Annotated in this window: 18 protein-coding genes; 9 read left to right on the forward strand and 9 right to left on the reverse strand. The window is 69.4% G+C overall.

The genetic code is table 11. The annotated features are described in order from the left end of the window. Positions 1-312 precede the first annotated feature (312 nt). Both IBL26_RS16155 and IBL26_RS16160 read left to right on the forward strand, forming a co-directional pair. Complete coding sequence (locus IBL26_RS16155; protein ID WP_187785539.1) at positions 313-1,704, forward strand: FAD-binding oxidoreductase; 1,392 nt, start codon at positions 313-315, stop codon at positions 1,702-1,704. Positions 1,705-2,335: 631 nt separating this feature from the next. After that, complete coding sequence (locus tag IBL26_RS16160; RefSeq protein WP_187785540.1) at positions 2,336-3,253, forward strand: alpha/beta fold hydrolase; 918 nt, start codon at positions 2,336-2,338, stop codon at positions 3,251-3,253. A 75-nt stretch (positions 3,254-3,328) separates the two neighbouring features. Here the strand turns inward: IBL26_RS16160 and IBL26_RS16165 are convergent, their stop codons facing one another. Both IBL26_RS16165 and IBL26_RS16170 read right to left on the reverse strand, forming a co-directional pair. After that, entirely contained in the window at positions 3,329-3,817 is a 489-nt protein-coding gene (locus IBL26_RS16165) for a shikimate kinase (protein ID WP_187785541.1), read from the reverse strand. Positions 3,818-4,075: 258 nt separating this feature from the next. Then, positions 4,076-4,732, reverse strand: a complete 657-nt coding sequence (locus IBL26_RS16170; RefSeq protein WP_187785542.1) for a DUF1028 domain-containing protein — start codon at positions 4,730-4,732, stop codon at positions 4,076-4,078. A 426-nt stretch (positions 4,733-5,158) separates the two neighbouring features. Between IBL26_RS16170 and IBL26_RS16175 the strand changes: the two genes are divergently transcribed. After that, positions 5,159-7,279, forward strand: a complete 2,121-nt coding sequence (locus IBL26_RS16175; protein ID WP_187785543.1) for a YjbH domain-containing protein — start codon at positions 5,159-5,161, stop codon at positions 7,277-7,279. A 284-nt stretch (positions 7,280-7,563) separates the two neighbouring features. On the opposite strand, the gene IBL26_RS16180 is transcribed toward IBL26_RS16175, so the two are convergent. Next, positions 7,564-8,037 carry a VOC family protein gene (locus IBL26_RS16180; protein WP_187785544.1) on the reverse strand — a complete coding sequence of 158 codons (474 nt, stop codon included), beginning with the start codon at positions 8,035-8,037 and terminating at the stop codon, positions 7,564-7,566. Between the two features lie 3 nt (positions 8,038-8,040). Further along, entirely contained in the window at positions 8,041-8,475 is a 435-nt protein-coding gene (locus tag IBL26_RS16185; RefSeq protein ID WP_187785545.1) for a VOC family protein, read from the reverse strand. A gap of 90 nt (positions 8,476-8,565) precedes the next feature. Between IBL26_RS16185 and IBL26_RS16190 the strand changes: the two genes are divergently transcribed. Continuing rightward, positions 8,566-9,261, forward strand: a complete 696-nt coding sequence (locus IBL26_RS16190; protein WP_187785546.1) for a winged helix-turn-helix transcriptional regulator — start codon at positions 8,566-8,568, stop codon at positions 9,259-9,261. A gap of 322 nt (positions 9,262-9,583) precedes the next feature. Here the strand turns inward: IBL26_RS16190 and IBL26_RS16195 are convergent, their stop codons facing one another. Next, a complete protein-coding gene (locus tag IBL26_RS16195; protein ID WP_187785547.1) occupies positions 9,584-10,474 on the reverse strand; it encodes an SMP-30/gluconolactonase/LRE family protein in 891 nt (296 codons plus the stop codon). Between the two features lie 672 nt (positions 10,475-11,146). Between IBL26_RS16195 and IBL26_RS16200 the strand changes: the two genes are divergently transcribed. Together IBL26_RS16200 and IBL26_RS16205 are read left to right on the forward strand one after the other, a co-directional pair. After that, positions 11,147-13,471, forward strand: a complete 2,325-nt coding sequence (locus IBL26_RS16200; RefSeq protein ID WP_187785548.1) for a xanthine dehydrogenase family protein molybdopterin-binding subunit — start codon at positions 11,147-11,149, stop codon at positions 13,469-13,471. A gap of 238 nt (positions 13,472-13,709) precedes the next feature. Then, positions 13,710-13,895, forward strand: a complete 186-nt coding sequence (locus IBL26_RS16205) for a DUF6726 family protein (RefSeq protein ID WP_241749449.1) — start codon at positions 13,710-13,712, stop codon at positions 13,893-13,895. 294 nt (positions 13,896-14,189) lie between these two features. Here the strand turns inward: IBL26_RS16205 and rnd are convergent, their stop codons facing one another. After that, complete coding sequence (gene rnd, locus IBL26_RS16210; protein WP_187785549.1) at positions 14,190-15,374, reverse strand: ribonuclease D; 1,185 nt, start codon at positions 15,372-15,374, stop codon at positions 14,190-14,192. Positions 15,375-15,866: 492 nt separating this feature from the next. Here rnd and aspS point away from each other — a divergent pair, with 492 nt between their 5' ends. After that, positions 15,867-17,669: an aspartate--tRNA ligase gene (aspS, locus tag IBL26_RS16215; RefSeq protein ID WP_187785550.1), complete on the forward strand. Its 1,803-nt coding sequence runs from the start codon at positions 15,867-15,869 to the stop codon at positions 17,667-17,669. A gap of 17 nt (positions 17,670-17,686) precedes the next feature. Beyond that, positions 17,687-18,604 carry an EipB family protein gene (locus tag IBL26_RS16220; RefSeq protein WP_241749450.1) on the forward strand — a complete coding sequence of 306 codons (918 nt, stop codon included), beginning with the start codon at positions 17,687-17,689 and terminating at the stop codon, positions 18,602-18,604. A gap of 345 nt (positions 18,605-18,949) precedes the next feature. Here IBL26_RS16220 and IBL26_RS16225 read toward each other — a convergent pair whose 3' ends face one another. The 3 genes from IBL26_RS16225 to addA form a co-directional block, all read right to left on the reverse strand. Beyond that, complete coding sequence (locus IBL26_RS16225) at positions 18,950-19,948, reverse strand: asparaginase (protein WP_187785551.1); 999 nt, start codon at positions 19,946-19,948, stop codon at positions 18,950-18,952. Positions 19,949-20,501: 553 nt separating this feature from the next. Next, a complete protein-coding gene (locus IBL26_RS26125; protein WP_187785552.1) occupies positions 20,502-21,251 on the reverse strand; it encodes an SH3 domain-containing protein in 750 nt (249 codons plus the stop codon). A gap of 616 nt (positions 21,252-21,867) precedes the next feature. Next, positions 21,868-25,335, reverse strand: a complete 3,468-nt coding sequence (gene addA, locus IBL26_RS16235) for a double-strand break repair helicase AddA (RefSeq protein ID WP_187785553.1) — start codon at positions 25,333-25,335, stop codon at positions 21,868-21,870. A 74-nt stretch (positions 25,336-25,409) separates the two neighbouring features. On the opposite strand from addA, the gene IBL26_RS16240 reads away from it, so the two are divergent. Then, the coding region (locus tag IBL26_RS16240; protein WP_206684243.1) for a gamma-glutamylcyclotransferase at positions 25,410-25,985 on the forward strand (576 nt) is incomplete at its 3' end.

A 25,985-nucleotide genomic window follows, 5' to 3' on the forward strand; every position in this document is an offset into this window, starting at 1 on the left:
GCCGCGCTGGTGCCCGGGGGGCCTGCCAGGATGCAGGGGCTGACGGGGAATGGCTGGCCCGGTGGAAGCCGGCGAGAAAGCACTGCCCGATGGCTGGCTGGACAGGCGGCCCGGGCAGAATGCGCCTGGCGAAGGGCGTAGGGCCGGGACGGCGCAGGAAGCCCAGCCTGATAGCGGGGTCAGCGGACGGCCCAGGCGGCGGCATGGACGGCATGAGCGATCACGGGATGGACGGCTGCCCGTTGCCGCGTAAAGAACCACAGGCCCGCCGCGGCGGGATGCATGACCCACCTCTCGAAGGGGACAACGCCCATGAATATCGAAACCAACCCCGTCGAGACGGTCATCGCCGCCGCGCGTGAGTTCCTTGGCGTCCGGATGAGCACCAATGCTTCCATCCGCGAGCAGCATTCCAAGGGCGAGGACGCCAACCCGCCGGTGCTGCCGGATGCGGTGGCCTTCGTGGAGAGCACCGAGGAGGTCTCCCGCCTGCTGGCGTTGTGCAACCTGCATGGCGTGCCGGTCACGCCCTTCGGTGCCGGCACTAGCCTGGAAGGGCATGTCGTGCCGGTGCGCAAGGGCATCAGCCTCGACCTCTCCCGCATGACCGCCATCCTGGAGGTGAATGCGGAGGACATGGACTGCCTGGTGGAGGCCGGCGTCAGCCGCCACCAGCTGAACGACTACCTGCGGGACCAGGGGCTGTTCTTTCCGGTGGACCCGGGCAGCCATTGCAGCCTGGGCGGCATGGTGGCCACGCGCGCCAGCGGCACCAACGCCGTGCGCTACGGCACGATGCGGGAGGCGACGATGGGCCTGGAGGTGGTGCTGGCCGATGGCCGCGTCATCCAGACCGGCGGCCGCACGCGCAAGGCCTCCAACGGCTACGACCTGACGCGGCTGTTCGTGGGGTCGGAGGGCACGCTGGGCGTGGTGACGAAAATCCGCCTGCGGCTGCAGGGCATCCCGGAAGCCACCACCGCCGCCGTCTGCCAGTTCGACAGCCTGCAGGCGGCGGTGGAGACCGTGATCATGACCATGCAGGCCGGCATCCCCATCGCACGAATCGAACTGGCGGATGCGGACCAGATGCGGGCCTCGATCGCCTATTCCAAGCTGGACTTCCAGCCGCTGCCGACGCTGTTCCTGGAATTCCACGGCAGCCCCGCCAGCGTGCGGGAGCAGGCCGAGGCGGTGGAGGCACTGGCGACCGAGATGGGCGGGCTGGGCTTCGCCTGGGCCGAGGATGCCGATGCGCGCAACAAGCTGTGGAAGGCGCGGCATGACGCCTGGTGGGCGGCCAACGCGCTGTACCCGGGCTGCCGCGGCATCACCACCGATGTGTGCGTGCCGATCTCCCGCCTCGCCGAGGCCATCGTCAGCGCCAAGGAGGAGGCGGTGGCTTCCGGGCAGAACACCTGCATCGTCGGCCATGTGGGGGACGGCAACTACCACGTCGTCATCCTGTTCCCCGAAGGCGACCCGCAGGGGCTGGAGAAGGCGTGGGAGCTGGACCGCAAGATCGTCGCCAAGGGGCTGGCGCTGGGTGGCACCTGCTCCGGCGAGCACGGCATCGGGCTGGGGAAGCGCGAGTTCCTGGCGCAGGAGCACGGCGTGGACGTGCTGGACGTCATGCGCTCCCTGAAGGCGACGCTGGACCCCAAGGGGATCATGAACCCGGGGAAGATGTTTCCGGGCAACTGAAGCTGGTGTGTCGGGTGAGAGGGGTGCTGCGCCTCTCACACTCTCCCCGCCAAAGGCCTGAGGCCTTTGGAAACCCCTTTTATGAGGGGCTCCCGGTGAGAGATGTCGAACGCCTAACCGACTGATCTCAAGAATATTTATTGGTCAAGGCCGCCCTGCTGTCGGGAGCGGCACCATCCTGACGCATACGCGGTGCAGGGGATCGTATCCCCTGCCGGGGGAGCTTGAGGGGCAGCGCCCCCTCGATCCGACCTGGAAGCTCCAGCGCCGGACAGCCACTCAGCCCTGCAAGACATCGCCGCCGTGGCAACTTGGCCAAGCCGCCCCCTCAGTGGAATGCGTTCAAGGCCGTGTTCCCGCTTCCCCAGACCATGCCGGATATGCAACGGTCATCACGGCGCACCGCCATGCAGGTGCTGTGGGCAGCGTGGAAGAAGGCGCCCAGGCATAGCCAAGACGCGCGCGGATACGACTGGCCCGGCACTGTCCGGGCGGATCTGCAGCCACCCCATCGTCTCCGCCCGTGCAGAGCGCTGCGGGGCAGGCGCGGGTGGGCTGGCTGCCTCGTCATCGCGCGCGCTGGCGAGGCGGGCACAGGTTGGGCCGTCGACCTTCATGGGAGCCACCGCACATGCCACGTTTGATCGCCTTGATGCTCGCCCTGCTGGGCGTTGTCAGTCCCGCCGCCGCGCAGACCCTGTCCTTTCCCGCCGCTTTCGTGGCGCGGGAGATCGAGACCAACGGCACCACCCTCCATGTCCGCGTCGGCGGCCAGGGGCCCGCCGTGCTGTTGCTGCACGGCTATGGCGAGACCGGCGACATGTGGGCGGCGATGGCCACCGACCTGGCGCGGGACCACACGGTGGTGGTGCCGGATTTGCGCGGCATGGGTCTCTCGGCCAAGCCGGCGGGAGGTTACGACAAGAAGAACCAGGCGGCCGACATCGCCGGCGTGCTCGATACGCTGCGGATCACGCAAGCGGATGTGGTGGCGCATGACATCGGCAACATGGTGGCCTTCGCCTTCGCCATCGAGCATCCGGGGCAAGTGACGCGGCTGGTGCTGATCGATGCGCCCGTACCCGGCATCGGCCCGTGGGACGAAGTGCTGAAGAACCCGCTGCTGTGGCATTTCCGCTTCGGTGGCCCGGATATGGAGCGGCTGGTGGCGGGGCGGGAGCGCATCTACCTGGACCGTTTCTGGAACGAGTTCTCCGCCGACCCTGCCAGCTTCGCCGAGGCCGACCGTGCCCATTACGCCCAGCTCTACGCACAGCCGGGCGCGATGCGGGCTGGCTTCGCCCAGTTCGCCGCCTTCGACCAGGATGCGGTGGACAACCGGGCATCCCTGGCCGCGCGTGGCATGCTGGCCATGCCGGTGCTGGCCCTCGGCGGGGAGAAATCCTTCGGCCCGATGATGGCCACCGTGATGCGCGCGGCGGCCACCAACGTCACGGAAGGCATCGTTCCGAACTCCGGCCACTGGATCATGGAGGAGAACCCGGCGGCCACCATCCAGCTGGTCCGTGCCTTCCTGAGCGCCCGATAAAGACTGGTAGGTAGGTCCAGCGGGCGCCGCCCCTGGACCCCCGCCAGGGTGGAAAATCCACCCCGGACCCCGCTGTCAGTTTTCAGGCAGGGAGGCGAGCAGGGCCACAAGGGTCTCCTCAACGGTCGCGGTGCCAGTGTCGATCGTCGCATCGGCGAAGGGGCGTTCGGCATAACCCTCGGCGATCATCTGCCGGATGCGCGCATGCTCCGCCGCATCGAATTCACGCAAGCGGCCCGGGGCGACGATCTGGGGGTAGGACGCCCGCAGGTTCACGAACACTGGCCGGGCGCCCACCGCCTCGATATGCCGCCGGTAGAACATCCAGGTGGCGCAGCCGAGGGGATAGGCGATCACGGCATGGTCGCTGACCGCGAAGGCATCCTGGGTGGCCCGGACCACCGCCCGGCTGGTGCGCAGGATGGAGCAGTACCAAGGCCGGCCGGGGTCCGAATAATCGTCCCCATCGATGAAGACACCACCGATCCGCCGCGCCAGCGCACGCCCCAGCGTCGTCTTGCCCGAGCCGATCGGGCCATTCAGGAAAACAGCCGTCTTGCCCATCACGCGGCCCCATTGATGGCGGGGGCGGGGTGACACCGCCACCCCACCGGAATGCAGGGGCGGCGCCCCTGCCCTTCCCCCGACTCGGCCAAAGCATCCGGAACGAATCCGGCACCCTCTTGGGGTGCCGAATCGGGGACGCCCACAACATCTTGCGTGTGGAGAACAGCGTACATCCGTTCTCCCGACTCGGGGCAGGTGATTGATTCACCTGGGCGACTCGGGCGCCCCGATTCATGCTTCGTTCTGGCCCGGGGATCAGCCGCCGCGGGCACTGTCGGCGGAGACGGCGCGAAGGACGTATTCGTCCGCCAGCGGGGCGTAGTCCCGCCAGATGCCGGCCAGGGTGGCGATGGGCGTGGCGTCCCGGTCCACGCGCAGGTCGGCGTAGGGGAAGCTTTCCTTGTCCACCACCAGGAGGGCGGCGGAGACCAGGGGACGGCCTTCGCCACCGGCATCCTCGCCAGCCTGCAGGGCGGCCAGCAGGCGGTCAGCCAGCGGGGCGTCGGAGTTGGCCAGGAAAGTCTCGATCATCACGCGCGGCACGTCGGCGCTGGCCATGATGTTGCCGATGGCGACGCAGCCGGGGCCGTGCGCGTCGGCATGGGCAGGCTTCATGCGGGCGCCGTGGAAATGCGCGGTGCGACCCTGGGCGTCGATGGCGGCCAGCTGGCGCCAGCCGTGGTCCGGCGTGCTGGCGACCAGGGCGGCAATGGTCTCCGCCGCCGAGCAGCCGCTGCGCAGCAGGTCGACGCCGCGCGGGCCGAGGCGGGGGTCGGTGCGGTGCTGGGTGAGCACGCCGCCGGTCTGCGCGGCCAGGTAGGGCACGCGGCCCCCGATGCCGATGGAGGAGGTGGTGCAGGCGGCACCGAACTGGCCGGTGCGGGCGCAGCGGCCCAGGAGCGAGAAGGTCATGACGGCGCATTCAACGCGGGGGGACGGGTGCTGTCCATGGGGGTGGGGTTCGTGACGCCGCGCAGGTTTGTGAGAGGGGCGCTGCCCCTCTCACACTCTCCCTGCCAAAGGCCTGGGCCTTTGGAAACCCGTTCGTGGGTCGATTCCGCCTACGGCCAATCCCTTTAAATAATTGATTAATAATAGTATTATTTAGAAACGCTCGAGGTAACGGCGCGATTCACTCATCGCGGGTGCAGGGGATCGCATCCCCTGCCGGGGGAGTTCGAGGGGGCGGAGCCCCTTCGATCCACCGGGGCATCCGGTACCGAGCCGACACAGCCCGGCCTCTCGGCAAAGCCAGTGACGAAGTTCGGACTCGCCTTGAGTTTGCACTTAGGGCAAATATCACGGATTCGTGAACTCGGTGTCTGATCAGCCTTCGCCATGCGCCCCTTTCTTCGACTGACGCTGGCGGTGTTGTCCCTCTCTGCCGCCTTCACGCCTGCGGCGGCGGAGGAAATTCCGGCCACCGGGGGCAATTTCGGCGGCGTCGGGTTGATCGAGACGCGCAATGCCCGCTTCCGCGACGATGGCACGCTGGAGACCGGGGCGGCGGTGCGGCACCAGCGGCGCTTCTGGTTCGTCAATTTCCAGGCCCTGCCCTTTTTGGAGACGACCTTCCGCCTGACCGAGCGGCTGGACGCCACCGCCGGGCGGGGCATGACCACCGACCGCTCCTTCGACCTCAAGCTGCGGCTGTTGCGGGAGGGGGACTACACGCCCGCCGTGGCGGTGGGGCTGCAGGATTTCATCGGCACCGGGCTGTATAGCGGCGAGTACATCGTCGCTTCCAAGCGCTGGTGGGGGCTGGATGTCTCGGCCGGGCTGGGCTGGGGGCGGCTGGGCACGGGCGGGGAATGGAACAACCCGCTGGCCTATGCCTCCGGCGCCTTCAACAGCCGGCCGCGCAGCGTCGGCCGTGGTGGCACGGTGCAGACCAACTGGTTCCGCGGCGAGGACGTGGCGCCGTTCGGCGGTGTCGAGTGGAGCGTGCCGGAGTTCGATACGCCCTGGGGCAGCGTCGGCGGGCTGCGCGCCAAGGTGGAATGGTCCGGCGACGCGTTGCGGGACGAGCGCGGCGGCTATCCCGCCCGGCGCGCCGGTGGGCGGGGCGAGGCGGAGTCGCGCTTCAACTTCGGCCTGCAATGGTCGAACGAATGGCTGGATGCCGGGGTCTTCGCCACGCATGGGACGGATGTGCTGTTCCGCGTTTCCCTGCGGCTGAACCCGGACGATCCGCCCAGCATCTCGCCGCCCGCGCCACCGCCGTTGCGCGCCCGGCCGGCCGCCAGCGTGGCGCCGGTCGACGAAGCGGCATTGGCAGAGCAGATGTTCGCGGCATTGGCGCAGGCCGGGTTCACCCCCCTCGCCTTCCGGCTGGATGGCACGGTGGCCGAAATCGCGGTGGAGGGTGGCCGCTTCGCCGGGCAGCCGCAGGTGGCGGCGCGGGTGCTGCGCGCCACCCAGGGGCTGCTGCCGGGGCAGGTCGACATGCTGCGCCTGCGCTGGTGGCAGGCGGGGGCGGAGATCGCGGTGCTGGAGGTGCCGCGGGCCGTGCTGGAAGGCAGCATGACCGGCCGCGTCAGCCCGGAGGAAGCCTGGGCCACCAGCTTCCCGCTTCCCGCCACTGGCGAGATCGCCCCCGGCAGCCTGGTGCCATCCGGCATCGCCTGGGACTGGGCGGTGGAGCCGCGCCTCTCCCTCCAGCTCGGCGACCCGACGCGCACGCTGCGCTGGCAGACCGGGGTGGCGGCGGGCGGGCGGGTCTCGCTCGGCTCGGGCTTCAGCCTGGCGGGCAGCGTGCAGCAGACGCTGCTGGGCAACCTGGCGGACGGCCCGGCCTCGGACAGTCTGTTGCCACATGTGCGCACCGATTACGGCCGCTACGCCGCCGAGGGGAAGACCTCGATCCCCGGCCTGTATGGCGAACGGATCTGGAACCTGGCGCCGGACGTCTTCGCCCGCGCCACGGTGGGGTGGCTGGAGCCGATGTTCGGCGGTGCGTCCTCCGAAGTGCTGTGGCGGCCGCATGACCGTGGCTTCGCGGTGGGGCTGGACCTGAACTGGGTGAAGCAGCGCGACTTCGATGGCGGACTTGGCTTCCGCAACTACAGCGCCGCCACCGGGCATCTTTCCCTCTACGCCGACCTGCCGGTGTGGGGACTGTACGGCGTGCTGCGCGCCGGGCGCTATCTGGCGGGGGATTGGGGCGGCACGGTGGAGATCGGCCGCCGCTTCGCTTCCGGCATCGAGGTGGGCGGCTTCGCCACGCTGACCAATGTCTCCGCCGCGCAGTTCGGAGAAGGGTCGTTCGACAAGGGGCTGTATGTGCGCATCCCGCTCTCGCTGTTCGGCGCCGATAGCCGCGGGCGCGGCGGCGTGCTGATCCGGCCGATCCAGCGCGATGGCGGGCAACGCCTCTCGGTAGACAACCCGCTGTGGGAAGTGACGCGGGACGGGCGGACGGAGATGCTGCGGGAAGGGATTGCGGGATTCGCGCGGTGACGGTCGGGGGGAGGAAGGCCGGGGAAGGAATTCCCCGGGCCCCTTCTTTTCTTTTTTCGAGTTTTCGCGGGCGTGGCTGTTGAGAGGTTTGTTCTGGTTTGAGGCCCGGCCAGTTCGCGCCGGAGGTCTATGACCTCCGGCGACTGAGGGTTCAGCCCGTGTGGCCCATTTTAAATATCATCCAGAGCGTCCGCTCTCAGTCCTGAAGCGCTTCGCTAAACTCGCAGAAAAAAGAAGGGGGTCCGGGGGAATTCATTCCCCCGGCCTTTTCCACGCCGTCACCCTCAGGCCGCTTCCAGCGCGGCCATATCCAGCTTCGTCATGCCCATCATGACCTGCATGACGCGGGCGGCGCGCGCTCTGTCCGCTCCCATCAGCAGCTCCGGCAGGACGCGCGGAAACACCTGCCAGGAGAGGCCGAAACGGTCCGTCAGCCAGCCGCACTGGCTGGGCTGCCCGCCGACCAGCAGCGCATTCCAGAAATGATCCAGTTCCTGCTGCGTGTGGCAGGGGATACTGAGCGAAGTGGCCGGGCTGAAGTGGAAATCCGGCCCGCCATTCAGTCCCTGCAGGGCGTGGCCGTCGAGGGTGAAGGTCTGCAGCAGGATGCGGCCTTCCGCCCCTGGCCCGCCGGCCGGGTTGCGCATGGCGGGGCCGAGGGAGGCCTCCCGCCCCGCCGCGCGGAAGGTATCGACGTAGAAGGCGGCGGCTTCTTCGGCCTGGCCGTCGAACCACAGGCAGGTGGCGACACCTTGCATGGCTCAGCCCTCCACGGGTGCCTTGGTGGCGGCGGCCTGGGCGGCGGCCATGTCCATCCACATCAATTCCCAGATATGGCCGTCCGGGTCCTCGAAGCTGCGGCCGTACATGAAGCCGTAATCCTGCTTCGGGCCGGGATCGGCCTGCCCGCCGGCGGCGGCGGCCTTGCCGACTACGGCGTCCACCTCCGCCCGGCTCTCGGCGGAGAGGCAGACCAGCACTTCGGTCGCCGCCCGCGCGTCGGCGATCGGGCGCGGGGTGAACTGGGCGAATTTGGGATGGGTCAGCAGCATGACGCTGATGGTCTCGGAGAAGACCATGCAGGCGGCGGTGTCGTCGCTGAATTGCGGGTTCCGGGTGGCGCCAACCGCTTCGTAGAAGGCCACGGCGCGCGGCAGGTCCTGGACCGGCAGGTTGACGAAAATCAGCTTCGGCATGGGAGGTTTCCTTCGGCTTGTTCTGGGGCCGGCGCTGTTGGCCAGCCGGTGTTTGACCGTGATGCCATGGTTGAGTTATTAAAAGCAACCATGAAGTCAGAAAAAGTAACCAGAGCTGCGCCCGCCAGGCGACGCCAATGGTACGAGGATGCCTGCGCCGCCGCCCACGCGCTGGACCTGCTGGGCGAACGCTGGGCCCTGCTGGTGATGCGGGAGCTGATGTTCGGCCCCCGCCGCTTCAACGAATTGCGCGCCCGCCTGCCCGGCCTCAGCGCCAATGTGCTGACCCAGCGGCTGGACGGGCTGGAAGCCGCCGGCGTGCTGGTGCGCCGCCGCCTGCCGCCCCCGGCCTCTGCCCAGGTCTACGAACTCACCGCCTGGGGGCTGGAGAGCGAGCCGATCTTCCAGGCGCTTGGCCGCTGGGCCGCACGCTCCCCCGCCCACGACCCTAGCCTGCCATTCAGCGCCGCCTCCCTGCTGCTATCCCTGCGCACCATGCTGGATGCGGAGCGCGCCGCCGGGCTGGAGGCGCGGATCGGCCTGCTGCTGGACGGCGAGTCCTACCTGGCCCGGCTCTCCCACGGCACCATCGCCATCGAACCAGGGCCGGTGGAGGGTGTGCAACTGATACTGGACGGCGCACCGCGCAGCATCGCCGCCGTCCTCTATGGCGGGCAGTCCCTGGCAGCACTGGAACAGGACGGGGCCCTGCGCCTCTCGGGCGACCGCGCCCTCGCGGAACGGCTGGTGACGCTGTTCCCGCTGCCCCCGAAGGCAGAGGTCTGAACATGCTGGGACTGCCGGGTTAGCCGGGGGGGAAGCGGGTGGGAAGGAAGGCCGGGGAAAGAATTCCCCGGGCCCCTTCTTTTATTTTTTTCGAGTTTTCACGCGGAAGCTGTTGGACGGTCGAGCTTGAGAGACGGCTGGGTGCGCCGGAGGTCCAGAACCTCCGGCGACTGAGGGTTCAGCCCAGTTGGCCCATTATAAATATCATCAAGCAGCGCCCGCTCTCAGTCCCGGAGCGCTTAGCCAAACTCGCAGAAAGAAAAGAAGGGGTCCGGGGAATTCCTTCCCCGGCCTTCCCTTCGCTTCAAAGCGCGAAGCTTCGTCAGGTCGCCGGGATATCCACGCTCAGCACGGTGCCGCTGTCACTTTCGGTGATCAGCAGGGTGGTGCCGTCGGGTGCCATGCAGACATTGGTGGGCATGCGGCCGTAGCCGCGGCAGTCGATGGCGAAGAGGGGTGCGCCGTAGGGGTCGACGCCCCAGACCATGCCGTGGCCGGGGTTGGCGATGAACAGGCGGTCCCGCGCATCGACGGCCAGGCCATCGGGGCCGGAGATGCCGGCGGGGGTGCGGAAGAACACGCCGGCCTTGCCCACCCAGGCGTCGTCCCGCAGGGCGAAGCGCCAGACTTCGCAGGCGCGGGTCATGGCGACGTAGGCGTGGGTGCCGGCGCGGTTCAGCACGATGCCGTTGGGGCTGGCGCCGTTGCCGATGAGCTTGTCCACCCGCCCGTCCGGCCACAGGCGCCAGACGCGGCCGGTGGGGTCCTGCATTCCGGTCTGGCCCTGGTCCGTCATCAGCACCTGGCCGTGCGGGCCGGTGGTGACGTCGTTCAGGCCTTTGAAGCCTTCGCTGGCCACGGTTTCCAGCAGTGGCGCGATGGCGCCGGTGGAGGGGTCCAGCGACAGCAGGCCGTGGCGGTAGTCGGCCACCAGCAGGCTGTCCGCGGTGCCGACGGCGAGGCCGTTGGGCCAACCCTCGTATTCAGCCACCACCGGCCACTGGGTGGGGGTGACGCGGAAGATGCGGCCGTAGGGGATATCCACCACGTGCAGGTTGCCGGCGGCGTCGAAGCACGGGCCTTCGAGGAAGCTGTCGATTTCCTGGCCGCTCCTGTTGGCGTCGGCCCAGGTGGTGCGGCGGGGATTGCGATGGCGCTCCGGCAGGCGGGAGAGCACGCGGGGGGTCAGGTCGCGGGGGGCAGGGAACCACATGGAAGCGGAAGCTGCGCCCGCCGCAGGCGGGACGCAAGGCCGTGGCGGTGGCCTTTCGGGCGGTATTCCGTGCCGGCTGCGCCGGACGTGGTGACGCGGATTTTTCACCGCCCGCGTTCTCAAATAGGGGTGCGGCGTCGGTGGGCCGGGCGGAAGGCATTTGCGGCTCAGGGATGGAACGATGGCGAGGGGCGGAGACGCGGGCACCCGAGGTAGGAGCCTCAGGCCACGGCCACGACACGGGCGAATGTGGCCTTGGGCAAGAAGGCCGGGGAAGGAATTCCCCGGACCCCATCTTTCTTCTGCGAGTCTTTCGGGCGTGGCTGTGGCGGCGTCAGCTTTTCAGAGCGCAGGCTGGGGTTACGCTGGAGGTCCAGGACCGCCGGAGGCTGATGGTTGGGCCCCCGGAGTCCACGATATTCTCATGGGTGATCGGTCACCCCGAGCCCCACGCCAACTGGTAGAAAAAGATGGGGTTTCAGGGGAATTCCTGCCCCTGACCTTCCCCGCCAACCCAAGCCGAACGCTGACCAGGGCCAAGGCCAGGGGCAGCGCGCAACGGGTCAACGCCCCCGCCCGGCACCCCGATCCAACCGTCATCGCAAGGGGACTTCCCTTTTCGGGCTGGCTGGGCCGATGATGCGGCCGGGACAGAATGCGGGAAACGAACCAATGGCGAAATTCGGCCTCAGCCAGCCCATGCGGCGGATCGAGGACCCCCGGCTGTTGAAGGGCAACGGCCGCTATACCGACGACATCTCCGTACCCGGGCAGTTGCACGGCATCCTGCTGCGCAGCCCGCATGCCCATGCGCGCATCCTCTCCATCGACACCGCCGATGCCAGCGCCCTGCCCGGCGTGCACGCGGTGCTGACGGGGCAGGACTGGCTGGATGACGGGCTGGGCGAGATCCCCTGCGCCATCCCGCTGAAGAACCGCGACGGCACCCCGCGCGCCGATACACCGCGCTACGGCCTGGCGGTCGGCACCGTGCGGCATGTGGGGGACCCGGTGGCCTTCATCGTGGCCGACAGCATCCAGGCGGCGCGGGACGCGGCCGAGGCGGTGATGGTCGACTACGACGTGCTGCCCGCCACCACCGAGCTGGGCAAGGCGCGGGATGCCGGCCAGCCGCAGGTGTGGGACACCGCGCCCAACAATGTGTGCTTCGACTGGGCGGCGGGGGACCAGGCGGCGACGGATGCGCTGTTCGCCCAGGCCACGCATGTCACCAAGCTGACGGTGGTGAACAACCGCATCGTCGTGAACAGCATGGAGGGCCGCGCCGCCCTGGCCGAGTACGACGCGGCGGCACAGAAATTCACCCTGTATGCCGGCACCCAGGGCTCCTGGCTGGTGAAGGACCTGCTGGCCAAGTCCGTCTTCCACCTGCCGCCGGAGAAGTTCCGCGTCGTCACGCCAGATGTCGGCGGCGGCTTCGGCATGAAGCTGTATCTGTATGGCGAGTATGCCCTGTGCTGCTGGGCCGCCCGCAAGCTGAACCGCCCGGTGAAGTGGGCGAGCGAGCGGATGGAGGCGTTCCAGTCCGACACCCAGGGCCGCGCCAACCTGACGACGGGCGAGCTGGCGCTGGACAAGGACGGCAAGTTCCTGGCGCTGCGCACGCTGAACCTGGCGGATATGGGTGGCTACCTGTCCACTTTTGCTCCGTTCATCCCGAGCGGGGCAGGAACAAAAGTGCTGGCCAGCGTCTATGGCTTCCAGGCCATCTACGCCAACGTGCTGGGCATCCTGACCAACACGGTGCCGGTGGACGCCTATCGCGGCGCCGGGCGGCCGGAGAGCAATTACCTGGTGGAGCGGCTGATCGACGCCGCGGCGCGCGAGACGGGCATCGACCGGGTGGAGCTGCGCCGCCGCAACATGGTGCCGCCCAGCGCCATGCCGCACCGCACCCCGGTGGGCCAGACCTACGATTCGGGCGATTTCGTCCAGGTGCTGGACAAGGCGCTGGAGAAGTCCGGCTGGGCCGGCTTCGCGGCACGGCGCAGCGCGTCCGAGGCCAAGGGCAAGAAGCGCGGCATCGGCATGGCCTACTACCTGGAGGCCACCGGCGGCGACCCCAGCGAGCGGGCCGAAGTGCGCTTCGCTCAGGACGGCATGGTGGACGTGCTGGTCGGCACGCAATCGACCGGCCAGGGGCATGAGACGGCCTACGCGATGATCACCAGCCACCAGCTGGGCATCCCGATGGAGAAGATCCGCATCCTGCAGGGCGACTCGGACGAGATCCCGACCGGGGGCGGCACCGGCGGTGCCCGCAGCCTGTATTCGGAAGGCACTGCCCTGCTGGCCACCGCCACCACGGTGATCGAGAAGGGCAAGCAGGCGGCCGGCGAGGCGCTGGAAGCTTCCCCCAGCGACATCGAGTTCTCGGCCGGTGAGGGCCGCTTCGCCATCGCGGGTACCGACCGTGGCATCGGCATCCTCGAACTGGCCGCCGCCCAGCGCGCACGCGCCGCGCGCGGGGAGACCGCCACGCTGCTGGATGCCGCCGAGGTGGCCGCCGTGCCGCACGGCACCTACCCCAATGGCTGCCACATCGCCGAGGTGGAGGTGGACCCGGAGACCGGCCACACCGACATCCTGCGCTACATCGTGGTGGACGATGTCGGCCACGCGCTGAACCCGCTGATCGTGCGCGGGCAGGTGCATGGCGGCGTGGCCCAGGGCATCGGCCAGGCGGTGATGGAACGCACCGCCTACGACCCGGAGACCGGCCAGCTGATCTCGGCCAGCCTGAACGACTACGCGCTGCCGCGCGCCGTCGACCTGCCGGATATCGAGGTGGAGCTGGTGGAGATCCCCTGCGAGACCAACCCGCTGGGGGTGAAGGGGGCTGGCGAGGCCGGGGCGGTGGGCTCGCCGCCCGCCGTGATGAATGCGCTGGTGGATGCGCTGTCCTCGGACGGCGTGACCCACCTGGACATGCCGGCGACGCCGGAAGTCATCTGGCGGGCGCTGCAGGCGGCCTGACGCGACGGCCAGGGCCAGGGGGGCACTTCCCCTGGCCCTGGCAATACTAAAAACAGACCAAGTGGTTTGCAAATTGCGGGGCCAGCCGGTAGGCTCCATGCCTAGGCACCGGTTGAACCCGGCGGGCCCGGCCCCGGTTATTCCAGGGTCAGCCCACCACGAACCCCGTGTGTGGGCCCATGTGCCGAGGGCTGGCCAGGCGAGCGGCCGGCCCCGGCCCTGCAGGAAAGATCATGCGATGATTCAGCTGATGCGCCGCCGGTGGGGGCCCGCCGCGCTCCTGCTCCTCGCCACGATCGGGCTGGGCGGCTGCGGCGTGGTGGCCCTGCCCTTCCGTGCCACCAGCGCCGTGGTGAAAGTCGTGCCGGTGGCCGGCGACGTGGTCGCGGCACCCTTCGATGCGACGGCTGCAGTGATCGACTGAGGACGGCGGCTGTCGGCCGGCGAGAAAAGAGGAAGGCCGGGGAAAGAATTCCCCGGACCCCATCTTCTTTTTTCGAGTGTTCGGGGGTGGCCGTTGAGAGGTTGGGTCTGAGAGACGGCTGGGTGCGCCGGAGGTTCTGGACCTCCGGCGACTGACGGTTCAGCCCGCGTGGCCCATTTTAAATATCATCAGAAGCGCCCGCTCTCAGTCCTGCAGCGCCACGCCAAACTCGCAAAAAGAAGAAGGGGTCCGGGGAATTCATTCCCCGGCCTTCTGCCCTCAGCGCCAGGACCTTCAGTCCTGGATCAGCTTGACCTTCCGCCCATCCACGCCCAGCGCCAGCTTGCCGCTTTTCAGCGCCAGGGCGGCCTGGCCGAAGACGAGGCGGCGCCAGCCGTGCAGGGCGGGCACTTCCGGCTCGGCCTCGGCGGCAAGGCGTTCCAGCTCGTCCGAGCTGGCGATCAGCTTGGGGGCGACGTCGTGTTCCTCGGCCTTGGCGGCGAGGAGGACCTTCAGCAGCGCCACCAGGGCGGGGGAGGCCGGCGGGCCCTGGCGCGGCTCGCGCGGCGGCTCCGGCAGGTCCGATTCCGGCAGTTCCTTGGCGGCGGCCAGGGCGGCCAGCAGGCCGGCGCCGGTCTTGCCCTCGGCGAAGCCCTTGCTGATGCCGCGGGCGCGGGAAAGGTCGTTGGCGTTGGCCGGCTGGGTGGCGGCGATTTCCAGCAGCGTCTCGTCCCGCACCAGGCGCTGGCGGGGGATGTTGACGCGCTGGGCCTCCCGCTCCCGCCACGCGGCGGCGGCGCGGAGCGCGGCCAGGAAGCGGCGGTTGGTGGTGCGCGGCTTCAGGCGTTCCCAGGCGGTTTCCGGGTCCTGCCGATAGGTGGCGGGGTCGGTCAGCTCCGCCATTTCCTCGGCGACCCAGGAGAGGCGGCCGTCCTTGGTCAGCCGCTCCACCAGCGCGGTGTAGACGCGGCGGAGATGGGTGACGTCGGCCGCCGCATAGGCGATCTGCGCGGGCGAGAGCGGGCGGGCCGCCCAGTCGCTGAAGCGGTGGGCCTTGTCGATGCTGGCGCCGGCCAGGCCGCGCACCAGGCTGTCATAGCTGGCCTGGTCCCCGAAGCCGGCAACCATGGCGGCGATCTGCGTATCGAACAACGGCCGGGGCGGCGCGCCGAAGCGGATGATGCAGATCTCCACATCCTGCCGGGCGGCGTGGAACACTTTTATGACCTTGGGGTCGGCCAGCAGCTCGCCCAGCGGGGCGAGGTCCAGCCCTTCCGCCTGGGCATCGATCACGGCAACATCGTCCGCACCGCCGAGCTGCACGACGCAGAGCTCCGGCCAGTAGGTCCGTTCGCGCATGAACTCGGTATCGACGGTCACGAACGGCTCTTCCCGCAAGCGGGTGCAAAGCGCGGCCAGGGCGTCTGTGGTGGTGATCAGGACAGGGGCGGCGTCCTGGGCCTGATTGCGTCGGCTCATTGTGGATATGCTTCTAGCGAAGCACGCGCCGCTCGCAAACCCGTGGGCGGCGGAAAGCCGCGCTTGGCGGTGGGGCGGCGTTACGGTGAGGGAAGGTTTAAGGCCGGGGAAGGAATTCCCCGGGCCCCTTCTTTTCTTTTTTCGAATTTGTGGGGCGTGGCTGTTGAAGGGTCGGTTTGGTTTGAGGTCTGGCCGGCCGCGCCGGAGGTCGAGGACCTCCGGCGACTGCGGGTTCAGCCCTGGTGGCCCATTTTGAATATCATCAGGCAGCGTCCGCCCTTGGCCTGATGCGTGATGCCAAACTCGCAGAAAAAAGAAGGGGCCCGGGGAATTCCTTCCCCGGCCTTCTCTCCCCCTCAATAGGTCGCCGAGGGACGATTTCCCTTGTGCCAGTGGGGTTGCGCGTGGCTGGAGGGGCAGTGCGGGCTTGACAGGCCAGCCTCGCCCGCCCCTTCTTCGCCCGTTTTTCCGCCAGCCGGGGTTTTACTCACGATGCACGCCTACCGGACCCATAACTGTGGCGCATTGCGCGCCGATGATGCCGGCAAGACCGCGCGCCTCTCCGGCTGGGTGCACCGCAAGCGCGACCATGGTGGCCTGCTGTTCATCGACCTGCGCGACCATTACGGGCTGACCCAGTGCGTCATCCCCTCCGGCTCCGAGGTGTTCGAGGCGGCTGACGCGCTGCGCGCCGAGAGCGTCATCACGGTGACCGGCGATGTGGTGGCCCGCGAGGGCAGCACGGTGAACGACAAGCTGCCGACCGGCGCCATCGAGCTGCGGGTCAAGGCGCTGGAGGTGCAGAGCCACGCCGAGGTGCTGCCGATCCAGGTGGCCGGCGAGCAGGAATTCCCCGAGGACCTGCGCCTGCGTTACCGCTTCCTGGATCTGCGGCGTGAGAAGCAGCACCGGAACATCATGCTGCGCGCCGGCGTCATCGCCAGCATCCGCCGCCGCATGATCGACCAGGGCTTTACGGAATTCCAGACGCCGATCCTGACGGCGAGCAGCCCGGAAGGCGCGCGCGACTTCCTGGTGCCCAGCCGTAACCACCCGGGCAGCTTCTATGCGCTGCCGCAGGCGCCGCAGCAGTTCAAGCAGCTGGCGATGGTGGCGGGCTTCGACCGCTACTTCCAGATCGCCCCCTGCTTCCGGGACGAGGCGAGCCGCGCCGACCGCTCCCCGGGCGAGTTCTACCAGCTCGACTTCGAGATGAGTTTTGTGACTCAGGAAGACGTCTTCGCCGCCATCGAGCCGGTGATGGAGGGCATCTTCAACGAGTTCGGCGGGGGCCGGAAGGTGACGCAGGCGCCCTTCCCGCGCATTCCGTACGACACGGCGATGCTCGACTACGGTTCCGACAAGCCGGACCTGCGGAACCCGCTGAAGATCACCGACGTGACGGAGAGCTTCCGCGACTCCGGCTTCGGGCTGTTCAACAAGGTGGTGGCCGGTGGCGGCATTGTCCGCGCCATTCCGGCGCCGGGCGCGGCCGCCAACCCGCGCGGCTTCTTCGATAAGCTGAACGAGTGGGCGCGCGCCGAGGGCGCCGGCGGCCTGGGCTACATCCAGTTCGCCGTGGACGGGCCCAAGGGGCCGATCGCGAAGAACCTGGAGGCCGACCGCGTCGAGGCCATCCGCGTGGCCTGCAACCTGCAGCCGGGCGATGCCGTCTTCTTCGCCGCCGGCAAGAAGGACGAGACACCGAAATTCGCCGGCAAGGTGCGTACCAAGCTGGGCGAGGAGCTGAAGCTGATCGAGCAGGGCGAGTTCCGCTTCTGCTGGATCGTCGACTTCCCGATGTACGAGTTGAACGAAGAGACCGGGCAGGTGGATTTCAGCCACAACCCGTTCTCCATGCCGCAGGGTGGCCTGGAGGCCCTCAACAGCATGAACCCGTTGGACATCAAGGCCTTCCAGTACGACATCGTCTGCAACGGCATCGAGCTCTCCTCCGGCGCCATCCGCAACCACCGCCCGGACATCATGATCCGTGCCTTCGAGATCGCCGGCTACACGGCCCAGACGGTGGAAGAACGGTTCGGCGGCATGCTGAACGCCTTCCGCTACGGCGCGCCGCCGCATGGTGGCTCGGCCCCCGGCATCGACCGGATGGTGATGTTGCTGGCCGACGAGCCCAATATCCGTGAAGTGATCCTGTTCCCGCTGAACCAGCAGGGCCAGGACCTTATGATGTTCGCACCGGCCCCGGTGGACGCTGCGCGCCTTAAAGAACTGTCCATCAAGCTCGATTTGCCGCCGGCAAAGGGTGCGGCGGCGCCTAAGACTCCCTAACTGTCCGGGAGACCGGATTGACGAAGGAGCTACTGGCCATGCGGCTGCGCGACTTGCTGGGTACCACCGCTGCCGTGGCCGCCCTGGCCTTTGGATTGTCGCTGCCGGCGGGGGCGCAAAGCCCGACCTCGCCGGCCGCGCCGCCCGCCACCCCGCCGGCCCCTGCCGCCAACCAGGCGCCCGCGGCCCCGTTGGCGGGGGCGGAGGCCATGGCCTCCCACCGCGCGGCCTACCGGCTGAACCTGGCCAGCGTGCGGCCGGACGGGCAGATCGGCCAGGCCGAGGGCACCATGGCCTTCGAGGTGCGCGACGCCTGCGATGGCTGGACCACCCGCCAGCGCCTGGCGCTGACCGTGGTCGACCGCGCGGGCCAGGAAATCCAGACGGCCTCCGACTACTCCACCTGGGAGAGCAAGGACGGGCGGCGCCTGCGCTTCACCATGACGCAATCCTCCCAGGGCGCCATCAGCCAGCGCGTCTCCGGCGAGGCCGAGCTGAATGGCGAGAATGGCGGCACCGTCCGCTACGAGGAGCCCGCGGCGGCGCAGATGACGCTGCCGCCCGGCACCATCCTGCCCATGGCCCACACCATCCGCACCCTGGCGCTGGCCCGCGCCGGGCAGCAGCGGATGCTGGTGACGCCGCTGTTCGACGGCACGACGGCCGAGGGCGCGCAGGACAGCACCACCCTGCTCTCCGCCTGGACCGCCGCGCAGGCCAACCCGCGCTTCCCGCTGCTGGCCGACCAAGCGAGCGCGCGGATGAATATCGCCTTCTTCAACCGCGAGGCCTCGGCCGGGGCCGGCACGCCGGAATACCAGGTGGGGCTGCGCTACTTCGCCAACGGCATCGCGGACGACATGAAGATGGACTTTGGCGACTTCACCCTGAACGGGGTGCTGGAAAGTCTGGACCCGCTGCCGCACGATTGCTGAGGCGGGCGCGGTCGCCGTTAGGGGGGTTACCCCTCTTCGGCTTTGCTGATGGTGAGGAGGAAGGCCAGGGAAAGAATTCCCCGGGCCCCTTCTTTTGCTTTTTCGAGTTTTTCGGCTGTGGCTGTTGGGCGGTTGGCCCTGAGACCCGGCTGGGTGCGCCGGAGGTCTAGGACCTCCGGCGACTGACGGTTCAGCCCTTGTTGCCCATTATGAGAATCTTCAAGCAACGTCCGCTCTCAGCCCTCCAGCGCAACGCCAAACTCGCAGAAAAAAGAAGGGGTCCGGGGAATTCCTTCCCCGGCCTTTCTTTTCCTGCCCTTCCAGCGCGAATGAAGCGCCCCCCTCTCAATACGTCTCGAACATCCGGGAGATCTCCGCCGGGTCCTGGGTGACGGAGAGGGCGAAGGCCAGCAGGATGCGGGCTTTCTGCGGGTTCAGGTTGTCGGCGGGGATGAAGCCGTCGCGGCCCATCTTCTCGGTACGGACGACGCGGCCGCTGCCGACGCGGCTGGCTTGCACCACAACCACGCCGGCGGCCATGGCGGCGCGCAGGGCATCGGCCTCCGCCGGGGTGCCGGAGCCGGGGGCGAAGCCGGCGCTGACGATGCCCCGCGCGCCTGCGGCGACGAAGGCGTTGATGGCGGTGCCGTCCGCATCCGCATGGGCGTAGGCGATGTCGACGCGCGGCAGGACGTCCAGGCCGCGGATGTCGAATTCGGTGTCGGGCGCGGCGCGGCGCAGGGGGCGGCGGTAGAAGGCGATACGGTCCCCATCCGCGTGACCAAGCGCGCCGAAATCGGGCGTGCGGAAGGTCTGCAGCCGCCAGGTGGAGGTCTTGGTGACATCGCGGGCGGCGTGGATCTCGTCGTTCAGCAGGACCAGCACCCCGAGGCCGCGCGCCTGCGGGCTGGCCGCCACCCGCACGGCGTTCAGCAGGTTCATCCCGGCATCGGAGGACAGGGCGGAGGCCGGGCGCTGCGAGCCCACCATCACCACCGGCACCGAGACCTTGAGGCTGAGGGAAAGGGCGTAGGCGGTTTCCTCCATCGAGGAGGTGCCGTGGCCGATGACGATGCCGGCGAGGCCGGGTTCCTCCGCCTCCAGCCGGCTGCATTCGCGGGACAGGGCGCGCCAGTCGGTAAAGCCGATACGGGTGGAGATGACGGCGCCATAGGGCACGGCGAAGACATCGGCGACCTCCGCCAGCTCCGGCACCCGGGCGAGGATGGCGGGGGCATCCATGACGATGCCAGCCACGCCGTAATCCTGGATATCCAGCGGACCGCGCCCGATGGAGGCCATGGTGCCCCCCGTGCCGATGAACGCGATGCGAGGCTTGGACATGCTGGGATCTCCGGGATGGAAAGGCGGAGAACGGTCTAGAACGGCAGCGCGGCGGACAGAAGCCGCGATTGCTTGGGCCGGGTGCGGTTTGGAGTCTGGGGGTTCGGCGCGCGACAGGGGCATGCAAGGTGGAGCGAAGGCCGGGGAAGGAATTCCCCGGGCCCCTTCTTTTCCTTTTTTCGAGTTTTGCGGGCCGGCCGTTCAATGGGTAGCCTGAGAAGCTGTTTGGATACTCTGGTGGGTCGGTCACGGCGGGCTTTTCCGCGCCAGCTTTGCTGGTGGCCTGGCCAAATGTCCCCGCACCTGGCTTGCGGCACCTCCGCGCTGGCATAAGAGATCCCGGCCCCGCCTTCAGCCGCCAGAGTTTCCAAACAGCCTGTCAGGGGGCGGCTGGGCGCGCTGGAAATCCAGGGCCTCCAACGACTGACGGTTCAGCTCTGGTGGCCCATGATTGAAATCATCAAGCAGTGTCCGCTCTCTGCCTGAAGCGCTGCGCCAAGCTGGTCGAAAGAAGAAGGGGTTGGGGAATTCCTTCCCCGGCCTCCCTGTCGCCTCAGCGGGAGGCGGTGGCGATGGTCTGTGCCGGGGCGGGTGCGCCGGTGCGGGTAATCATGCTGGCATGCACCCAGCCTTCCGGCGCGGTGGCGCCCAGTTGCAGCCAGCCGCCGGGGGCTTCGGCGAAGATGCGCAGGACGGTGCCGCGCGGCACGACGCGGACGACATCGCCGCCGCCATTCGGGTGGGCGCGCATGTTGCCGGCCTGGCGGAGGGCGGCGCCGCCCTGGACGGTCTGCTGCTCGGCCTCGATCCGCGCCACGGCGGCGGAGGGGGCGGGGGTCAGGGTGGCGAGGTCGGTCGGCACGACCGGCAGGCGGGGTGGGGCGGCGGTGCGCTGCTGGCCGCTGGCGGCGCTGGCGACGCAGCGTGTGTGGCTTTCCACGAAGACGCGGGTGGCCGAGGCGCGCTCGGTCGCCACATGCTGCTCGACGGCCAGGGAGCCATCCGGCTGGCGGTTGACGATGGCGATGAACGGCGCTGCCTGGCCGCTGCCGACCAGGGCCACCTGGCCGCAGACGGCCATGCTGCCGGGGGCGGATTGCGGGAAGGTCTGGACCTCACCGATTTCGACGGCCGCGTTCAGGGACTGGCGCAGGCCGGCCTCGGCGGCGGATTTAGCCTCGCGGGCCAGGGCAGCCTCGGCGGCGGGGCGCGGCAGGCTGGCCTGGTCCGCGGCATCGTCGCACGCGGTCAGGGCGATGAGGGCGAGAAGGGCGGCAAAGCCGGTGGCCGTCGCGGGGTGCACGGGGGGAGCCTCCCTTGATGGAGCAGGGGTTGGGGGATTTGCGGGAAGAACAAGTCGTCCCTGCGTGAGTTTCTGAAATTACAGTTTCGGAACGAAATGAGGGGATCAACTCGGCGCGCTTATGGCCTGGGTCACGCCGCTTGGGCGGTCCGTCCGAGCGGTTGGGGGAAGCTGAAACGAGGGGTGGGCTGGGGTTCGGGGGCGAAGGCCGGGGAAAGAATTCCCCGGCCCCCTTCTTTTTTCCGCGAGTTTGGCATCCCGCTTAGAGACCGCTTGAAAACTCTGCTGGGGCGGTCACGGCGGGCTTTTCCGCGTCAGCTTTTCCGATGGCTTGGCCAAATGTCCCTGTATTTGGCCAAGCAACTTCCGCGTTGGCACGGAAATCCGGCCGCGCCCCCCAGCCGCCAGAGTTTCCAAACAGCCCGTGAGAACACAGCTGGGTGCGCCGGAGGTCTAGGACCTCCAGCGACTGACGGTTCAGCCCGCGTGGCCGATCTTCAAAATCATCGAAGAGCGTCCGCTTTTGCCCTGAAGCACGACGCTAACCTCGCAGAAAGAAGATAGGGCCTGGGGAATTCCTTCCCCAGCCTTCCCCCTCCCCGCTCAGCCGTGAGCCTCAGGCGCCGGGGGTGTGGCGGTCCAGCAGGGCGTCCGGGAGGGCCATGGCGTGGGCGGTCCAGGTCCAGACCAGCCAGCATTCCACGGCGCGGCCGGGCCAGGCTTGCCGCAGCAGGGCGCGGTAGGCAGCCATCTGGCGCAAATAGAGGGGCTGGACGGCGGCCAGCTCGGTCGGGGGTGGGCGGTTGGTCTTGTAGTCGAGCACGATGATCCGGTCGGGGAAGATGGCCATCCGGTCCACCTGGCCGACCAGCTTGACGCTGCCGAGCATGCCGACGAGCGGCGCTTCGGCCAGGGAGCCCGGGCCGAAGGCAGGGGCGAGGCCGGGGATTTCCAGCAGGGTCAGCACCTCGTCGAGCGTCGCCGCCTGCTCGGGGCGCGAGAGGCCCTGGCCGGGACGGGCGAGGAAGGCGGCGGCGATGGTGCGGCGTTCGTCCAGCGGGTAGTCGGGCAGGTGCTGCAGCAGGGCGTGGATCATGCGGCCGCGGCGGAAGCGGTTGCCGGCGGGGTCGGCGGCGCCGTGCGGCGCGGCGGTGGGGGTTTCCTCCTCTCCCGGGAGGGAGGAGGGCGAGAGGGTGGCGAGCGCGAGCTCCGGCGTGGCAGGGCGGTGCACCCATTCCGGCAGGGGCAGCGGCGCGGTGGCGCCGGCGTGGCGCTGCGCCGGGCGCGGCGCGGCCGTCTGCTCGGAGGAGAACCAGCGGAGCGGGCCGTTGAAGCTGGCGGCGGGTGGCGCGCCGAAGGCGGTGGGTTCGAAATTGTCCTCCCGCGCGCCGGCGAGGCGGGAGAAGCCCTGGGCGACGAGGTCGTACCAGGAGCCGGGCTTGGGGTCGCCCCAGGCGCAGACCAGCAGGCGGTCCTCCGCCCGGGTCAGGGCGACGTAGAGGAGGCGGTTCTCCTCTTCCTCCCGCGCCAGGGATTCGGCTTCGGCCAGTTCCAGCCAGGCGGGGGCGTGGAAGTCCTTGCGGGCGCGCGGGGCCCAGAAGGGCAAGGGCGGCGCGGCCTCGGACCAGCGGACCGGCTTCTCGCCCCGGCCGCTGCCGACATCGGGGATGATGACGACGGGCGCCTGCAGGCCCTTGGCGCCATGGGCGGTGAGCAGGCGGACGGCATCGACGCCGCTCTCCGCCTCGCGCTTCACTTCGGCACCGCCACGCCGCAGCCACTGGACAAATCCCTGCAGGCTGGGGGGATGGCGGGATTCGTAGGTCAGGGCGGCGTTCAGCACCTCGTCCAGCGGGTCGGCGGCATCGGGGCCGAGGCGGGCCAGCAGGCGGGCGCGGCCGCCATGGATGCCGAGGACCTCGGCGATGAGGGTGTGGGGGGTGTGCAGGTCAGCCTGGTCGGCCAGCTCGGCCAGCCAGTCGGCAGCACGGCCCAGCACGGTGTCGCGGCCACGCTCTTCCAGCACCCGCCACCACAGCGGCTGGGTGCGGTTGTGGGCGATGCGGAACAGCTCGTCCTCGGACAGGCCGATCAGCGGGCTTTTCAGCACGGCGGCCAGTTGCAGGTCGTCCTCCGGCAACAGGAGCACGTCGCAGAGCGCCAGCACGTCTTGCACCGCGATCTGCTCGACCAGCCGCAGCCGGTCCACGCCGCCGACGGCGACGCCGTGGGCCTTCAGCGCGGCGACGAGCAGGCTGGAGAAGCCGGTGCGGCGGCGCAGCAGCACCAGGATGTCGCCCGGGCGGATGGGGCGGTTGCCCTGAGAGGGCAGCGTCTCCTGCCGCACCATGCGGGCGATGCGGGCGGCGAGGCTCTCGGCCATCAGCGCCTCGGCATCGGTCTCGGCCACCGCTTCCTCCGGCACCAGCCAGGGTTCGGCGCTGCTGTTGGGAGGCTTTGCCAGGGGGGGCCAGATCTCGACCAGGCCGGCCTCGCCGAGGCGGTCCGCGCGATGGCTGAGGGTGGTGCCCTCGGCCACGACGCCGCGGCGGGCGGAGCCTTCGGCGAAGACGGCATCGACCAGGGCCAGCACCGGCGCGGTGGAGCGGAAGGAGACCTGGAGGGGCACGGTCTCGAAGCGCGCGCCGGCCTGCGGCACGGTGGTGGAGAAATGCTGCTGCCAGCGGGCGAAGCCGGCGGCATCGGCGCCCTGGAAGCCGTAGATGGATTGCTTCTCGTCCCCCACGGCGAAGATGCTGCGGGGGAGCACGCCGTCGCGAGTGCCTTCGCCGGCGAAGAATTCCTCGGCCAGGCGGGCGGCGATGTCCCACTGGGCGGGGTTGCTGTCCTGCGCCTCGTCCAGCAGCAGGTGGTCCAGGCCGCCATCCAGCTTGTAGAGCACCCAGGCGCTGCCCGGGTCGGTCAGCAGGCGCTGAGCGGCGACGATCAGGTCGTCGAAATCCACCGCGCCGGCATGGGCCTTGCGGGTGGCGTAGGCGGCCAGCACCGGCTGCGCCAGGGCCAGCAGCGCCAGGCTGGCGGCGTGCAGCCGCCAGGCCTTGCGGCTGTCCTCCGCCGCGAAGACACGCTCGGCCTCCGCGCGCAAGATGTCGATTGCTTCGGGGAAATTGTCCTTCAGGCCGCCCTTGGTGGCGAGGGAACGGTCGGCATAGGGCTTGCCGTCGCCGGTGAGGAACATCCGCGTCCATTCGTCCCACCGCGCGATGCGGGCGACGGGGGGGAGCGCCAGCCACGCCTTCAGCGCGGCGCCGCGGCGGCGGTCCCCGTCATTGCCGCTGGCGGCGAGCAGGGCGGCGGCGCGGTCCAGCGCGGGGGGGATGTCGCGGATGGCCTCCGCGACCGCTTCGGCTTCGTCGCCGCTGGCAGGCAGGGCGAGGCGGCGGCGCAGCACGGCGTCGCAGCCTGGCAGGCCGCCGGCTTGGGCGATGGCGCTGGCCAGCCGGTCCCGGTCCTTGACCATGGCGCGCAGCGTATCAGCGAAATCCTCCGGGCTGCCGAGGCCGGCGATGGCCTGCACCGCATCCGCTGGCAGGCGGCCGGAGGCCAGCGCGGCTTCGCGCGATTCCGCCAGCATCTCGGTCGCGTCAGCTTCCTCGATCAGGGTGAATTGCGGCGGCAGGCCGGCTTCGAGCGGAAAGCTGCGCAGCACGGACTGGCAGAAGGCGTGGATGGTGGCGATGCGCATGCCGCCGGGCTGTTCCAGCACCTCGGCGAACAGGGCGCGGGCGCGCAGCAGGTCCTCCGGTGCCGGCTTGCGGTTGGTCAGGGCCTGCAGGCTGGCGGCCAGAGCGGCGTCGTCCGAGATGGCCCAGACGCCGAGGCGGCGGGCCAGGCGGTTGGCCATTTCGGCCGCGGCGGCCTTGGTAAAGGTGAGACAGAGGATGCGGCCGGGCTTGGCGCCGGGGCGCAGCAACAGGCGCAGCACCCGGTCGGTCAGCACCTTGGTCTTGCCCGACCCGGCGGAGGCGCCCACCCAGGCAGAGCTATCCGGGTCCGAGGCACGGCGCTGGGCGGCCTCGGCCTCGGCGCGGGGGGTCAGGAGCGGGGCGGTGATGGCGGCCATGGAGTGCATGATCGGGCCAGGGCGGCGGCAGGTCCAGGGTAGACAGGCGGCGCTGGCTGCCGCATGCCGGGGCGATGACGAAGCAAGCAGCCCCTGTGGCCAATACCACCCCCGAAGCGACGCTGGAGGGCGCCGGCCCGGCGCAGCCGATGCTGCTGACGCGGGAGGCGTTGCTGTCCGACCGCCTGGGTGATGCGGTGCGTGCCGCGCTGGGCGACCAGGTGCTGAGCGACGAGGCGCGTGAGGCTTCGCTGGCGGAAACGCTGCGGGCGCGGCCGGATGATGGGCCGGTATGGTTGTTCGGCTATGGCTCGCTGATCTGGAACCCGACCATCCATTACGCCGAAAGCCGCTTTGCCCGGGTGGAGGGGTGGCACCGCTCCTTCTGCCTGTGCACGCCGATCGGCCGTGGCACGCCGGAGAACCCGGGCCTGGTGCTGGCGCTGGATGAGGGCGGGATCTGCGACGGCATTGCCTTCCGGTTGGAGGAGGCGGTGCTGGTGGAGGAGTTGTCGCTGATCTGGCGGCGGGAGATGATCACCGGCGCCTATATTCCGCATTGGGTGCCGCTGAAGGATGCGGATGGATTGGAGTATGGGTGGGGCATTGCGTTTACGGTGAACCGAGCGGCGTCGCAGTACGCGGATTTG

The organism is Teichococcus aerophilus (genome assembly GCF_014490485.1).
GTDB lineage: Bacteria > Pseudomonadota > Alphaproteobacteria > Acetobacterales > Acetobacteraceae > Pseudoroseomonas > Pseudoroseomonas aerophila.

Coding starts and splice junctions, on each gene's coding strand:
- IBL26_RS16190 (WP_187785546.1), top strand. CDS start 8,566: ATGAAGTCAGAAAAAGTAACCAGAGCTGCGCCCGCCAGGCGACGCCAA.
- IBL26_RS16170 (WP_187785542.1), bottom strand. CDS start 4,732: ATGACCTTCTCGCTCCTGGGCCGCTGCGCCCGCACCGGCCAGTTCGGT.
- IBL26_RS16185 (WP_187785545.1), bottom strand. CDS start 8,475: ATGCCGAAGCTGATTTTCGTCAACCTGCCGGTCCAGGACCTGCCGCGC.
- IBL26_RS16180 (WP_187785544.1), bottom strand. CDS start 8,037: ATGCAAGGTGTCGCCACCTGCCTGTGGTTCGACGGCCAGGCCGAAGAA.
- IBL26_RS16155 (WP_187785539.1), top strand. CDS start 313: ATGAATATCGAAACCAACCCCGTCGAGACGGTCATCGCCGCCGCGCGT.
- IBL26_RS16160 (WP_187785540.1), top strand. CDS start 2,336: ATGCCACGTTTGATCGCCTTGATGCTCGCCCTGCTGGGCGTTGTCAGT.
- addA (WP_187785553.1), bottom strand. CDS start 25,335: ATGGCCGCCATCACCGCCCCGCTCCTGACCCCCCGCGCCGAGGCCGAG.
- aspS (WP_187785550.1), top strand. CDS start 15,867: ATGCACGCCTACCGGACCCATAACTGTGGCGCATTGCGCGCCGATGAT.
- IBL26_RS16165 (WP_187785541.1), bottom strand. CDS start 3,817: ATGGGCAAGACGGCTGTTTTCCTGAATGGCCCGATCGGCTCGGGCAAG.
- IBL26_RS16225 (WP_187785551.1), bottom strand. CDS start 19,948: ATGTCCAAGCCTCGCATCGCGTTCATCGGCACGGGGGGCACCATGGCC.
- rnd (WP_187785549.1), bottom strand. CDS start 15,374: ATGAGCCGACGCAATCAGGCCCAGGACGCCGCCCCTGTCCTGATCACC.
- IBL26_RS16195 (WP_187785547.1), bottom strand. CDS start 10,474: ATGTGGTTCCCTGCCCCCCGCGACCTGACCCCCCGCGTGCTCTCCCGC.
- IBL26_RS16205 (WP_241749449.1), top strand. CDS start 13,710: ATGATTCAGCTGATGCGCCGCCGGTGGGGGCCCGCCGCGCTCCTGCTC.
- IBL26_RS16175 (WP_187785543.1), top strand. CDS start 5,159: ATGCGCCCCTTTCTTCGACTGACGCTGGCGGTGTTGTCCCTCTCTGCC.
- IBL26_RS16200 (WP_187785548.1), top strand. CDS start 11,147: ATGGCGAAATTCGGCCTCAGCCAGCCCATGCGGCGGATCGAGGACCCC.